At 59.6% G+C, this 14,789-nt stretch carries 11 protein-coding genes; 1 reads left to right on the top strand and 10 read right to left on the bottom strand.

Features of this window, described 5'->3' with window-relative positions; genetic code table 11:
- Positions 1-212 precede the first annotated feature (212 nt).
- Entirely contained in the window at positions 213-2,123 is a 1,911-nt protein-coding gene (gene estP / locus KGB06_RS10160) for an esterase EstP (RefSeq protein ID WP_223514860.1), read from the top strand.
- Between the two features lie 186 nt (positions 2,124-2,309).
- Here estP and trpE read toward each other — a convergent pair whose 3' ends face one another.
- From trpE to KGB06_RS10210, 10 genes are all read right to left on the bottom strand, one after another.
- Positions 2,310-3,791: an anthranilate synthase component I gene (trpE, locus tag KGB06_RS10165; protein WP_223514863.1), complete on the bottom strand. Its 1,482-nt coding sequence runs from the start codon at positions 3,789-3,791 to the stop codon at positions 2,310-2,312.
- Positions 3,792-3,862: 71 nt separating this feature from the next.
- Positions 3,863-4,681: a phosphoglycolate phosphatase gene (locus KGB06_RS10170; protein WP_223514865.1), complete on the bottom strand. Its 819-nt coding sequence runs from the start codon at positions 4,679-4,681 to the stop codon at positions 3,863-3,865.
- Complete coding sequence (gene rpe, locus KGB06_RS10175; RefSeq protein WP_223514867.1) at positions 4,678-5,352, bottom strand: ribulose-phosphate 3-epimerase; 675 nt, start codon at positions 5,350-5,352, stop codon at positions 4,678-4,680. The genes KGB06_RS10170 and rpe overlap by 4 nt, the downstream gene beginning before the upstream one ends.
- A gap of 115 nt (positions 5,353-5,467) precedes the next feature.
- Positions 5,468-6,616, bottom strand: a complete 1,149-nt coding sequence (locus tag KGB06_RS10180) for an iron-containing alcohol dehydrogenase (protein ID WP_223514870.1) — start codon at positions 6,614-6,616, stop codon at positions 5,468-5,470.
- A gap of 222 nt (positions 6,617-6,838) precedes the next feature.
- On the bottom strand, positions 6,839-7,663 hold the full coding sequence (locus KGB06_RS10185; protein ID WP_223514873.1) for an ABC transporter permease: 825 nt from the start codon (positions 7,661-7,663) through the stop codon (positions 6,839-6,841).
- A gap of 12 nt (positions 7,664-7,675) precedes the next feature.
- Positions 7,676-8,923, bottom strand: a complete 1,248-nt coding sequence (locus KGB06_RS10190; RefSeq protein WP_223514876.1) for an ABC transporter permease — start codon at positions 8,921-8,923, stop codon at positions 7,676-7,678.
- A gap of 189 nt (positions 8,924-9,112) precedes the next feature.
- Complete coding sequence (locus KGB06_RS10195; RefSeq protein WP_223514879.1) at positions 9,113-10,156, bottom strand: ABC transporter substrate-binding protein; 1,044 nt, start codon at positions 10,154-10,156, stop codon at positions 9,113-9,115.
- A gap of 44 nt (positions 10,157-10,200) precedes the next feature.
- The gene (locus tag KGB06_RS10200; protein WP_223514882.1) at positions 10,201-11,325 is read right to left on the bottom strand and encodes an ABC transporter ATP-binding protein; all 1,125 of its coding nucleotides are present in this window, start codon (positions 11,323-11,325) and stop codon (positions 10,201-10,203) included.
- A gap of 311 nt (positions 11,326-11,636) precedes the next feature.
- Positions 11,637-12,290, bottom strand: a complete 654-nt coding sequence (locus tag KGB06_RS10205; protein ID WP_223514885.1) for a response regulator transcription factor — start codon at positions 12,288-12,290, stop codon at positions 11,637-11,639.
- Between the two features lie 100 nt (positions 12,291-12,390).
- Positions 12,391-14,787 carry a PAS domain S-box protein gene (locus tag KGB06_RS10210; RefSeq protein WP_223514888.1) on the bottom strand — a complete coding sequence of 799 codons (2,397 nt, stop codon included), beginning with the start codon at positions 14,785-14,787 and terminating at the stop codon, positions 12,391-12,393.
- Between the last annotated feature and the right edge of the window lie 2 nt (positions 14,788-14,789).

Here is a 14,789-nt window from a genome sequence, read left to right on the forward strand (position 1 = left end):
TGACTTGATCCAGGAGTTTACTGATGATCAACACGGGGAAGGTCTCATTCATACGTCCGGGCACAGTAACTTAGCCGGGCAGAGCGTGCAATATGGCCGGAGCCACAGCTCGCGAAACAATCAAAGGCTGCGCGACGGATGGCAAAAGGCCGGAAGTTTTTGGTACTGTCGTTTCGTTAACTAAAACAATAAATAAATAAACGGACTTGCTCATGATCAGACAGACGTTGTTTGTACCGCTCGCAGGATGCTTGCTTGCAATGGCCTGCGCCCAGGCGAATGCCGCGCCTAATCCTTACACCAGTTTCGTCGTCTTCGGCGACAGCCTCAATGACGCCGGGACCTTTGCCGACACCGGCGGACCTGCCGGGGCCACGGAACGCTTCACCAACCGGACGGGGCCGGTTTATCTGGATGGCAGCGGCGAAGTCCGCTCGCTCAACTCCACGCAAATACTGGGTGGAAAGCTGGGGTACTCGGCGGACCAGACCGCGTCATCGAGTTCAGCGGTACGCGCCAGCAATGGCCAGCCCGATGGTAACAACTGGGCCGTCGGTGGTTATCGCACCGATCAGATTCTGGATTCGATCGCCAGTACTGCCGACACCGGCGAACGCACCCGTGCCGGATACCTGCCGTCGAACAACTTCCGTGCCGACCCGAACGCACTGTATTACCTGTCGGGTGGCGGCAACGACTTCCTGCAAGGACGCGTCACCAGCCTGCCTCAAGCCAGTGCCGCCGCCGACCGACTGGCCGACAGCGTGCAGACGCTGCAAACCGCCGGCGCCAAATACATCATGGTCTGGCTGCTGCCCGATATCGGCTTTACTCCGGCGTTCAATGGCAAGCCGCTGCAAGCATTCACGTCCCAACTCAGCGCCCAGTTCAACACTGAACTGGTCAGCCGACTGCAGAACATCAATGCAGAAATCATCCCGCTCAACATTCCGGTACTGCTCAAAGAGGCGTTCGCCAACCCGGTGCAGTTTGGCCTGGCCACCGACCAGAACCTGAGCGCCACCTGCTTCAGCGGTAGCAGCTGTACCGAGAACGCCCGTTACGGTATCAACAGCGCCACACCAGACCCGACCAAGCTGATCTACAACGACTCGGTACACCCGACCGAAGCAGGGCAACGCCTGATCGCCGATTATGCGTATTCGCTGTTGTCAGCGCCGTGGGAGCTGACGCTACTGCCGCAAATGGCCCAAGGCACACTGCGCTCGCACCAGGATGAACTGCGCAACCAATGGATGGCCGACTGGGAAAACTGGCAAGGTGTCGGCCAATGGCGAGCCATTGTTGCCGGCGGTGGCCAGCATCAGGATTTTGACGGGCAGGACAGCGTCGTGAGCGCCGATGGTAACGGGTACAACCTGAACATCGGCGGCAGCTATCGTCTCGACGATGCCTGGCGCGTCGGTGTGGCGGCCGGTTTCTATAACCAGAAACTCGAGGCCGGCACTAACGACTCCGACTACAAGCTCAACACTTACCTGGGCACCGCATTCGCCCAGTACCAACAAAATCGCGTGTGGGCTGACGCGGCGTTGACGGGCGGGCACCTGGATTACGACAGTCTCAAGCGTAAATTCCAGTTGGGCGTCAACGAGCGCAGCGAAAAAGGCGACACCAGTGGCTACGTCGAGGCCTTCAGCGCTCGCATCGGTTACGACATCGCACAGCAAGCCAGCAGCCCTTGGCACCTGTCGCCGTTTGTCAGCGCCGATTTCTCCAAGGTAAAAGTCGATGGCTACTCGGAGCAAGCCAGTGATTCCACAGCGCTGACCTTTGCCGATCAGGAGAGTATTTCCCGACGCCTGGGCTTCGGTTTGCAGGGCAAATACCGGATCACCCCACAAACCCAGGTATTCGGCGAAGTGGCTCACGAGCGTGAGTACAACGACGATACCCAAGACGTGACCATCAGCCTCAACAGCCTGCCGAACAATCAGTTCACGCTGGAAGGCTACACCCCGCAAACCAATCTGAACCGGCTGAATTTGGGAGTTAGCCACAACCTCACCAAGGAACTGGCACTGCGCGCCAGCTACAACATTCGCAAAGATGACGACTTTACTCAGCAAGGTATTAACGTAGGGGTTGCGCTGGACTTCTAAATCGCGGGCAAAAAAAAACGCGGCGCCCTCACAGGCGCCGCGTTTTTTTTGGTGTCCGAAAATCCAATGTGGGAGCGAGCCGGCTCCGGGCGGCGTTCCGACGATAGCGGAGTATCAGTCGACTTCAATAGTGAATGTCAGTCCGTCATCGCGAGCAGGCTCGCTCCCACAGGTTTTTGGGTGAGCTCATGTGTCCGGGGTTTGTTCGGCCAGCGCCACGGCACGGAACATCGCGCGGCGTTTGTTCAGGGTTTCTTCCCACTCCAGCGCCGGCACCGAGTCGGCGACGATGCCGCCACCGGCCTGCACATGCAGTTCGCCGTTCTTGATCACTGCGGTACGGATTGCGATGGCGGTGTCCATGTTGCCGTTCCAGGCAAAGTAACCGACCGCGCCGCCATAGACGCCACGTTTCACTGGCTCCAATTCGTCGATGATTTCCATCGCACGAATCTTCGGTGCGCCCGATAACGTGCCAGCGGGCAGAATCGCCCGCAGCGCGTCCATCGCCGTCAGACCGGCCTTCAACTGCCCGGTGACGTTGGACACGATGTGCATCACGTTGGAATAACGCTCGATGACCATCTTCTCGGTGAGTTTCACCGAGCCGATTTCCGAGACTCGACCGGTGTCGTTACGACCCAGGTCGATCAGCATCAAGTGCTCGGCAATTTCCTTGTCGTCGGACAGCAGGTCTTTTTCCAGTGCCAGATCGGCTTCTTCGTTGGCGCCGCGTGGGCGGGTGCCAGCGATCGGGCGCACGGTAATCAGATTGTCTTCGACCCGCACCAGCACTTCCGGCGAACTGCCGACCACATGGAAGTCGCCGAAGTTGAAGAAGTACATATAAGGCGTCGGGTTGAAGCAACGCAGTGCCCGGTACAGATCAATCGGGGCAGCCTTGAAGTCGATCGACATGCGTTGGGACGGCACGACCTGCATACAGTCACCGGCCAGGATGTATTCCTTGATGGTGTCGACGGCTTTTTCGTAATCGTCCTGCGTGAAGCTCGAACGGAACACCGGATCAGCCGACTGCTGCTTGCTGAAATCCAGGCCACGGCGCGGCGTGATCGGCTGGCGGAGCTTTTCCAGCAGTTCTTCCAGACGCTCCAGGCCTTGTTCGAAAGCATCGACCTGCGCCGGGTCAGCCAGCACAATCGCATGCATCTTGCCGGCGAGGTTGTCGAACACCACTACCGCATCGGAGACCATCAGCAAAATGTCCGGCACGCCTAGTGGATCCGGGTTCGGGCATTTGCCCAAACGCTTCTCCACATACCGCACGCAGTCATAACCGAAATACCCCACCAGACCGCCGTTGAAACGCGGCAGACCGGCAATGGTCGGCACGTTGTAACGGGCCTTGAAGGTTTCGACGAAGGCCAGCGGGTCTTCAACGTCGTGGCTTTCGGTCTCGATACCGTCGACGGTCACACTGACGTGATGGTCATGCACCCGCAGCACGGTGCGGCACGGCAGACCAATGATCGAATAACGGCCCCACTTTTCCCCGCCCTGAACCGATTCCAGCAGGTAGGAGTTCGGCTCGTCGGCCAGTTTCAGGTAGATCGACAGCGGCGTGTCGAAGTCAGCCAGGGTTTCGCAGGCAAGCGGGATGCGGTTGTAGCCGGCAGCGGCCAAACGCAGGAATTCTTCGCGGATCATGGGGTAGCCTCGTGGCTTGAGGGTCTAACGGTCAGGTATGCAAACGCGCCGGTACGCCGGCCAGGAACAAGTCAGGCGCGCCAACGCCAGCGGGCCAGGGCCTTGATGACTTTCATCCAGAGTTTGCGAGTGACCACCACGATGGCGTTTCCAGCAGGAGGTTGAACAGCGTCGCGCAACGTTATCTCAGCGGCTGGATCCAGGCAACCGGGAATTAGTTTGCGCAGATCGTCGATCACCAGCGCCGGCGACTCTTCGGCAATCGGTCGACCATGGTTATAGCCGTAACTGAGCGCTACACACTTGACCCCTGCCGCTTTCGCCGCCAGCACATCGCTGCGCGAATCGCCGACGAACAAGGATTGCGAGGCCGGGATGTTGGCCATTTTCATCACGAAAAACAGCGCGGCCGGGTCGGGTTTCTTCTGCGGCAAGGTATCGCCGCCGATGATCCATTTGAAGTAGCGGCCGATTTTCATCTGATCCAGCAGCGGCGCGACGAAACGCTCAGGCTTGTTGGTGATCAGCGCCATTTCCACGCCTTGTTTGTTCAGCCACTTGAGGGTGTCACGCACACCGGGGTAAACCACCGTCAGCTCGTGACCGTCCTCATAAAATCCGTTGAACAATTCCAAGGCATGCTCGGCCTCGACCTCATCGACACCCTGGGCGTCGATGTGGTTGGCCAGGGCCCGGCGTACCAGTGTATGCACGCCGTTACCGACCCATTCACGTACCGACTCGATGCCGGCAGGCTGGCGGCCCAGCTTGAGCAGCATGTTATCCACAGCCGCTGCGAGGTCCGGGACCGAATCGATCAGCGTGCCATCCAGATCGAACATCACCAGCCGCGGCAGACGCCCCGGGAACAACTGCTCAAAACCACTCATGGGCGAGCCAGTGCCAGTTCGGCGCGCATCTTCTCGATCACTTCCTGATAGTTCGGCGCATTGAAAATCGCCGAGCCAGCAACGAAAGTGTCAGCGCCAGCGGCAGCAATTTCACGGATGTTGTTCACGTTCACGCCGCCGTCGATTTGCAGGCGAATGTCACGCCCGGAGGCATCGATCAACGCCCGCGCCTGGCGCAGTTTGTCGAGGGTACCGGGGATGAACTTCTGTCCGCCAAAGCCCGGGTTGACGCTCATCAGCAAGATCATGTCGACCTTGTCCATCACGTATTCGAGCACACTCAGCGGGGTCGCCGGATTGAATACCAGGCCCGACTTGCAGCCGCCTTCGCGGATCAGTTGCAGGGAACGGTCGACGTGCTGCGAGGCTTCCGGGTGGAAGGTGATGTAGGTCGCGCCGGCTTCAATGAAGTCACCGACGATGCGGTCCACCGGGCTGACCATCAGGTGCGCGTCGATTGGCGCGGTCACGCCGTACTTGCGCAGCGCCGCGCACACCATCGGGCCGATGGTCAGGTTGGGCACGTAGTGGTTGTCCATGACATCGAAGTGCACGAAGTCGGCACCAGCGGCCAGGACGTTGTCCACTTCTTCGCCCAGGCGGGCGAAGTCGGCGGAGAGAATCGACGGAGCAATAACGAAGGGCTGCATGACGCACCTTTTTGAGCGGAATCACGATGGCGCGCATTGTATACCTCATACTTTGGCGCGCGCACTGTGACCGCGATGATTGGGCCTGCCTTCGATCATTAAGTCACGGCAGGCTCTAGTACGCCGCTCGGTAGATCTTCTCGATATCGGCGGTGCTCAATTTGCGTGGGTTGTTGCGCATCAGACGCTCGATTCCTGCCGCTTCCGCAGCCATGGCCGGGATGGCGTCCTCGGGAACGCCGAAGCTGCGCATGCCCAGCGGGATTTCCACCGCTGCGCACAGCGCGGTCATCGCCTCCACGGCTTTGTCCGCCGCTTCGTTGGCGCTCAGATGAGGGGTCTTCACCCCCATGGCCTCGGCAATATCTTGCATGCGCTCAACGCACGCCATCTTGTTCCAGGTCATGACATAGGGCAACAACAAGGCGTTGCTGACACCGTGGGCGATATTGAAACGCCCGCCCAGCGGATACGCCAACGCGTGCACCGCGCCGACCCCGGCATTGCCAAACGCCATGCCCGCCATCAGGCTGGCAGTGGCCATGTCTTCTCGGGCTTGCAGGTTGGACGGATTGGCATAGGCCTTGGGCAGCGCTTTGGCAATCAGCTTGATGGCGCCGATGGCCAAGGCGTCGGTGATCGGCGAGGCATTGACCGACAGGTAGGACTCGATGGCATGCACTAGTGCATCGACGCCGCTGGCAGCGGTGACACTGCGCGGACAGGTCAGGGTCATTTGTGGACTGACCAGTGCCACGTCCGGTAATAGATAGTCACTGACGATGCCTTTTTTCAGCTGCGCGACCTTGTCGGAAAGGATCGCCACGTTGGTGACTTCCGACCCCGTACCGGCCGTGGTCGGGATGGCGATCAGCGGCGGACCTTTGCGCGGCACTTGATCGACACCGAACAAATCTTCCAGCGCGCCGTGGTAACCGGCATACGCCGCCACACTCTTGGCAATATCGATGGCACTGCCACCGCCCACACCTATCAAACCGTCATGCCCCCCGTCGCGATACACCCGCATGCAGTCTTCAACGATGGCAATTTCCGGGTCTGGCAGGACCCGGTCGAAAATCTCGTAGGTGCGATCACCCAACTGAGCCAGCGCCAGTTCAACCGTGCCAGACTTGACCAGCGCCGCATCGGTAACGATCAGCGGGTTATCGACATCCAGACGTGTCAGTTCAGCGGCGAGCTGCTCGATGGCACCTGCACCGGTGATCAGTTTGTGAGCGATTTTAAAAGAGGAAAGACTCATCGTGCGCAGCCTCTTATAGATAGGGGAGCTGGGCACAAGAGTAGCTGGGGATTGGGGGTTGTCTGCTATTCAGGTCATGAATGAACACAGTTCCTGAAAACACCATAAATCTACTGTAGGAGTGAGCCTGCTCGCGATAGCGGACTATCAGTCGACATCAATGTTGAATGTCAGTCCCTCATCGCGAGCAGGCTCGCTCCCACAGGTGATCGGTGTGAAATGTCAGACCTGGGCCGTGCGCAGTTTTTCGCTACGGCCGCGCAGCCATTCCAGAGTCAGCAGCAGGATCACCGAGAAGGCAATCAGCAGTGTCGCCGCAGCCGCGATGGTAGGGCTGAGGTTTTCGCGAATCCCGCTGAACATCTGCCGTGGCAAGGTCGCTTGTTCCGGACCTGCGAGGAACAACGTCACCACCACTTCATCGAACGATGTCGCAAAGGCAAACAGCGCCCCCGATATCACGCCCGGAGCAATCAACGGCAACGTCACCCGGCGAAACGCCGTCAGTGGCGAGGCACCCAGGCTTGCAGCGGCGCGCACCAGATTCTGGTTGAACCCCTGCAACGTCGCCGACACGGTGATGATCACAAACGGCACACCCAACACCGCGTGCACCACGATCAGCGAGAAGAAGCTGTTGCCCAACCCCAACGGGGCAAAGAACAGGTAGCTCGCTACACCAATGATCACCACCGGCACCACCATCGGCGAAATAACCAATGCCATGACCAGCGCCTTGCCCGGGAAATCGCCGCGCGTCAGGCCAATCGCCGCGAGCGTACCGAAGACCATCGCCAGCACCGTCGCCGCCGGGGCAACAATGATGCTGTTCTTGAGTGAGCGCATCCATTCCGCCGAGGCGAAGAAGTCTTGATACCAGTGCAGCGAAAAACCTTGCAGCGGATACACGAGGAAACTGCCCGAGTTGAACGACAGCGGAATAATCACCAGCACCGGCAAAATCAGGAACAGTAAAACCAGGCCGCAGAGAATCCGCAAACTGTAGAACCACACCCGCTCAACGGGCGACATATAAGGACTCAGCATTTCGTTCTCCCCTTAGCTCAGGCGCAGGCGACTGGCGCCCACCAGCCAGCTGTAAATCAGATAAAGCACCACGGTCGCCAACAACAGCAGCCCGCCCAGTGCGGTCGCCATACCCCAGTTGATGCTGGTGTTGGTGTAGAAGGCGACGAAGTAGCTGACCATCTGATCGTTCGGGCTGCCCAGCAACGCCGGGGTGATGTAGTAGCCGATGGCTAGGATGAACACCAACAGGCAACCGGCACCGACGCCGGCATAGGTCTGCGGGAAATACACCCGCCAGAAACTGGCGAACGGGTGACAGCCAAGGGAAATCGCGGCACGCATGTACGTCGGTGAGATGCCTTTCATGACGCTGTAGATCGGCAAAATCATGAACGGCAGCAGGATATGCACCATGGAGATGTAGACGCCGGTACGGTTGAACACCAGTTCCAGCGGTTTATCGATGATGCCCATGGCCATCAGTCCGCTGTTGATCAGGCCGCCCGATTGCAGCAACACGATCCAGGCGGCGACGCGCACCAGGATCGAGGTCCAGAACGGCAGCAGGACCAGAATCATCAACAGGTTGCTTTGACGCGAAGGCAGGTTCGCCAGCAGGTAGGCCAATGGATATGCGAGCACCAGGCAGATCGCCGTAATGATCAGGCCCATCCAGAAAGTCCGGGCAAAGATGTCGAGGTAGATCGCCTGGTCGGGTGTGGCCGGGGCCAGTTCACCGAGGTCATCGATACGATGATCGACCGCCGCCAACAGGTAGTAAGGCGTAATACTGCTGACGTTGCGGCGTACCGCTTGCCAGTAGGCCGGGTCACCCCAGCGCTCGTCGAGACCTTCCAGTGCTTCTTTATAGGAGGCCGGTTCAGTGGCGAACGGCAAGGCGCGGGCGGTTTTGGTCAGCAGGCTGCGGTAGCCGGCCAACTCCATGTTCAAGCGCTTGGACAAGTCGCCCAGGGTTTGATTCTTGCGGGCTTCGGCGAGGTCTTCGCTGGCCGCTTTGTAAACCGGTTCAGCGGGCAGGCCTCGGCCGTCCCAGCTGGCGATGGCCGACACGGTGCGCGGCATGCCGCCGACCACTTCCGGGTTACCCACGCTTTTGTAGAGCAGCGCCACGATGGGCACCAGAAACACCAGCAACAGAAACAGCACCAACGGCGCGATCAAGGCTTGAGCCTTCCAGCGGTTGATCCGCTCGGCGTGCTTGAGTCGCTGCTTCAAGGTGGGGTCAGTGCCCGCGTTCAGGGGAATGGCGGTGGCCATGGCGTACTCCGGAAATCTTTGATCGTTACAGAAGTGGCACTCTTTGAGGGCAAGGCCACTTCTGTTCTTGATAACAACTGATCACCGGTAGGAGCCTGGCTTGCCAGCGATGAACGATAACGGGGTCTGGCTGATACACAGTGCCGCCCGGATCGCTGGCAAGCCAGCTCCTACAGGTTCAATCGCAAGTTACTTCGCAGCCCAGGAGTTGAAGCGCTGTTCCAGTTGCTCGCCGTTGTCAGCCCAGAAGCTGACGTCGATCTGCACCTGGTTGGCGATGTTTTCCGGGGTGGTCGGCATGTCTTTCAGGACATCCTTGGGCAGCAACGGTACGGCCAGAATATTGGCCGGGCCGTAGGCGATGTTTTCCGAGTAGGTCTTCTGCTGCTGTGGCTGCACCGAGAAGGCGATGAATTTCTTCGCCGCTTCAGCGCGTGCTTTATCCAGACCTTTTGGAATTGCCCATGCGTCGAAGTCGTAGATGCCGCCGTTCCACACCACTTTCAGGTTGCTTTCTTTCTGCACGGCAGCGATCCGGCCGTTGTAGGCCGAGCTCATGACCACGTCACCGGAAGCGAGGTACTGCGGCGGTTGTGCGCCGGCTTCCCACCACTGGATGCTTGGTTTCAGCTCATCGAGCTTCTTGAACGCGCGGTCCTGACCATCCTTGCCGGCCAGCACTTTGTAGACGTCTTTGGGCGCAACGCCGTCGGCCATCAGAGCGAATTCCAGGGTGTACTTGGCGCCTTTACGCAGGCCACGTTTGCCCGGGAATTTCTTGGTGTCCCAGAAATCCACCCAACTGGTTGGCGCGGAAGCCAGTTTGTCGGCGTTGTAGGCCAACACGGTCGACCACACGAAGAAACCCACGCCGCACGGCTGGATAGCGCCTTTGACGTAATCTTCGGTTTTGCCGAACAACTTCGGATCAAGCTGCTCGAACATATCTTCGTCGCAGCCACGGGACAGTTCTGGCGATTCAACTTCTACCAGGTCCCAGGACACGCTCTTGGTGTCGACCATGGCTTTGACCTTGGCCATTTCGCCGTTGTACTCGCCCGCCACGATCTTGCCGTTGCCTGCCGCTTCCCACGGTGCGTAGAAGGCTTTGACCTGCGCAGCCTTGTTCGCCCCGCCAAAGGACACCACGGTCAGGTCCGGACCCGCGGCCATCGCGTGTGCCGCACCGATCATGCCCATGACCAGGGCGGTGAATTTCAGGGATCTCAACATTTATTGTTCTCTCCACGTGCAGGGTTGGTTGAAGCAGGGGGCGATCAGTTCGCCTCTAAAAGTGGGTCGAGCGCGCGAACGTGTTCGACCTGCCAGCCAAGCGGTACCACGTCGCCGACAGCCAGCGCGGGATCGAGCTCGGCAATCGGTTGTTTCACGAAGAAGTCGGTCTTGCCGCAGACTTCCAGGCGAACCCGGACGTGATCGCCCAGATAGATGAATTCCGCCACCCTCCCTGAGAAGCGGTTGACGCATGATTCGCTGGAACCATTGAGGCTGATGCGCTCGGGACGAATCGACAGCGTGACCGGTTCGCCGGTCTTGCCGACGTTGACCGCCAGCGCTTCAACTTTTTCGCCGCGACCCAGTTCAACGATGCAGCGATCACCTGTCTGGCTGTGCAAGCGGCCGTTGAGGCGGTTGTTCTCGCCGATGAAGTTGGCGACGAAGGTATTTTTCGGCTCTTCGTAGAGGGTGCGCGGCGGCGCGATCTGCTGAATTTCGCCTTGATGGAACACCGCCACCCGGTCAGACATGGTCAGGGCTTCACCCTGGTCATGGGTCACGTAGACCACGGTCACGCCGAGGCGTTGATGCAGGTGTTTGATCTCCATCTGCATGTGTTCGCGCAGTTGTTTATCGAGTGCGCCGAGGGGTTCGTCCATCAGCACCAGCTGCGGCTCGAACACCAGCGCCCGGGCCAACGCCACACGCTGTTGCTGTCCGCCGGACAGTTGTGCCGGATAGCGCTGAGCAAAGGCGTCGAGTTGCACCATGCTCAAGACTTTTTTGACCTTGGCACTGACGTCGCTCTTGTTCAGGCCACGCACAGTCAGCGGGAACGCGAGGTTCTCGGCGACGGTCATGTGCGGGAACAACGCGTAGTTCTGAAACACCATGCCGATGTCACGTTTGTGTGGCGGCACGTTGTTGATGGAACGCCCGGCCAGCAGGATTTCGCCCGCGGTCGGTGTTTCAAAACCGGCGAGCATCATCAGGCTGGTGGTCTTGCCGGAGCCGGATGGCCCGAGCAAGGTGAGGAATTCGCCTTTGCGAATGTCCAGGTTGAGGTCTTTGACGATCAGGTTCTCGCCGTCGTAGCTTTTCTGCACTCCACGAAAGCTGACCAGAATGTCGCTGGCCCCTGCGTTTGAATCGACCTGGCTCATACCCGCACCTTTGTTGTTGATGACTGCTGTGGGCTAAGCCTAGTGGACACTGCCGGCCACGCAAATCGGGGCGCAGGAGAGAATGGCCTCAGCCGGATGGAAGGTTGGGGGTAGGGATTGCCCTACAAGGATGGCGGGGATGGGTATGTCGATTCGCGATGGCGACGGGCGGTGGGCTGCAAGCCGCAGGAACTGGCAAAAGCGGGTTATCAGGTATGTCGCAAATGGATATGGCCGGCACAAATCCCTGTAGGAGCACGGCTTGCCGGCGATAGCGATTTCAAAGACGCCATCGCCAGCAAGCTGTGCTCCTACAGGAGTTTGTGTTCCATCGCGTACTTCACCAATTCCGCCAGCGAGGTGATGTTGAGCTTCTGCATCAATCGCGCCTTGTGGGTGCTGATGGTTTTGCTGCTCAGGGCCAGTTGCTGGGCGATGTCATTGACGTTGACGCCTTGGGCCAGACGTTCGAACACCGAAAACTCGCGCTCCGACAGCAATGAGTGCAACGGCCTGGAATCGGTCAAGCCGACTTCGAAAACCATGCGGTCGGCGAGGTCCGGGTCGATGTAGCGCCCACCCGCCGCTACTTTACGGATCGCGGTTAACAGCAACGCCGGATCACTGTCCTTGGTCGCGTAACCCGCAGCGCCGACTTTCAATGCCCGGGCGGCCATTTGCGCTTCGTCGTGCATCGACAACACCAGGATGGCCGGCGGATTGTTCAGCGCACGAATCCGCGGAATTGCTTCCAGGCCATTCACGCCCGGCATGGAGATATCCAGCAATACCACCTCGCACGGCACATGACGCAAGGTCTCGAGCAACTGCTCGCCATTGCTCGCCTCCCCTACCACCAGCAAATCCTTGGCCAGGCCAATCAATTGCTTGATGCCTTCGCGGACGATGGTGTGGTCTTCGGCTACCAGTACACGGATCACGTTTTTCTCCAGATTCAAGATCATTCGCGAGCAGGCTCGCTCCCACATTGGATGTGCGTCGTTCACAAAAGCCCTGTAGGAGCGAGCCTGCTCGCGATGGGGCCAGCAAAGACTCTACAAAAAATCAGGCTGCATCCAGCGGCACCCGCACACTCAAGGTCGTGCCCTCCCCCGGCTCACTTTCAAGCAACAACCGCCCACCCATGATCAACACCCGCTCACGCATGCCGACCACACCAAAGGATGTTGGCCTGCCGGTCGCGGCGACAAATCCTACGCCATCATCACTGACGGTCAGACACAACTCGTCGCCTTCCAGCGCCAATGACAGTTCAACAGTATGCGCCTGGGCATGGCGCATGACATTGGTCAGCGCTTCCTGGAGGATCCGGAACAAGCCGATGGCCTTGGCATCGCTGAGCACCGGCAGATTGTCCGGCACCTGCACCAGACACGGAATCTGCGTGCGCGCCTCGAAACGCCGGGCCTGCCACTCGATGGCAGAAGCGATCCCGGCATCGAGAATCGGTGGTCGCAGCGCCGTTGCCACGTCGCGCACCAGTTGGAACAGCTGAGCGATCAAGCGTTTCATGCTGTTCAAGCGTTCGTTCAGCCCGGGATCGAGCTGGGCGTAGGCCAATTCGCACATGGACGTTTCCAGTTTGAGCACGGTCAGCATCTGGCCCAGTTCGTCATGAACTTCCCTGGCGATACGCGCTTTTTCCTCTTCGCGCACGCACTCCAGGTGGGCGGACAATTCACGCAGTTGTTCGCGGGAGCTGGCGAGTTCCAGCTCAATACGCTTGCTCTCGCTGATGTCCCAGACAATACCGTCCCAGACGTAGGCCCCGTCGTCGAGCCGACGGGTGATGGCTTTGATCTCGGCCCACCGCTGTTCGCCCGAACGGGTCAAAATCCGTCCTTGCCATGACCAGTCACTGTCGGTATCCAGCGCATGGTCCTGAGTCAGGTGATAGCTGGCCTTGTCGTCCGGGTGCACCAGACTGCGCAGGCCTTTATCGCGGTGGGCCAGGGTGGCCGGCGAGTACCCCACCAGACTTTCACTGCCTTCACTGATGTAGGCAAAGTCGATCTGCCCTGTCACGGGCGCGCGCTCCAGGCGGAAAACCAGTCCAGGAACGTTGGCGGCGATCCCCTGCAACCGCGCCTCGCTTTCCTGCAATGCGGCCAGTGCGCGGCGGCGTTCGGTCACGTCGTTGAGGTAAACAACCAGGTATTCGCCGTCGCGAAACCGCAGGAAACTCAACGACACATCCGTCGGCAAAATGCTGCCGTCAGCCCGCACGCAGTTAGTTTCGAAACTTAGCGGATCATCCTCACTGGCCCGCGCGCGTTTCCACAGATTCAGCCAGCGATCCATGTGCAGGCCGGGTTCGAAGTCGATCAGCGGTCGATCGATGATCCCACCCGGCGGGTAGCCGAGCATGCTTTCGGCGGCGTGGTTGGCGTAGCGCACATGGCTGTCCCAGTTGACCCAGAGAATGCCGACGGTGCTCTGATCGATGGAAAACTGGGTCAGGCGCAACGCCTCTTCACTTGCCTCACGCAGGGCTATGTCTTCGCGCGCGGCCAACAGGCGCTGCTCCAGACTGTGCTGTTGCCGCCGCTGCCAGAACACGATGGCCAGGCTGCTCAGCAGCATGACGGCGAACAGCAGGCAAAGGTTTTGCCAGAACCCCGGGGATTCGGAAAGCCTTGGATATTTAGGCTGCAACCATTGGTTGTGCAGTTGCTCCAGGTCCTTGGCCGGGATCGCCCGCAGCGCACTTTCGACAATGCCGGCCAGCTCCGGCCAATCCCGGCGAGTGGCTATTCGCAGCAATTGCGGCAGGCCGATGTCACCCACCACAACCAGCCCGGCGAACTCAGGCTCGGCGGACAAGCGGCCCAGCTGAGCCTCGTCGACTACGGCGTAACCGGCCTGCTGACTCAGCAACAACTGCAGCGCCTGGCGCTCGATGGGCACGCCTTGCAGGTTCAAATGGGGATAGTTGCTGCGCAGATAATCGGCGGTCGCGCTGGGCATGCGCACCGCGACGCGGGTCTGGCTGTCGAGCTTCTCCAGCTCCACGACACCGGTGCTTTTCTGGTCGCTGACCACCAGTTGCGGAACCCGCATGTACGGATCGGTAAATTGCCACAGGCGCAAACCGGTCGGCGTTTGCGTCAGCCCCACAGCGATGTCGATTTCACCCTCGCGTGCGGCGTCTTCCAGTTGCGCGACATCCGGAAAATTGCGCCAGCTGAACTCAACCTTGAGCGCATCGGCCAACCATTTCATCAACTCGACGTTCACCCCGGACAACTGCTGCAAGCGGCGATCATATTGCGCATAAGGCGCCTGCAACACCACGCCGACCCGCAGTTCGTCATGGTCTGCCAGCCATTGCTGTTGCCGGGGTGACAATGGCGCGGCATGCACCACTGGCGCAGACGCCGCCCACCCCATCAAGGGAAACCACAAACAGCCGATAACCCACAGGCAGCGAAAACGCATCATCG

The sequence above is a fragment of the Pseudomonas sp. GL-B-19 genome, from assembly GCF_019956415.1.
Classification (GTDB): Bacteria; Pseudomonadota; Gammaproteobacteria; order Pseudomonadales; family Pseudomonadaceae; genus Aquipseudomonas.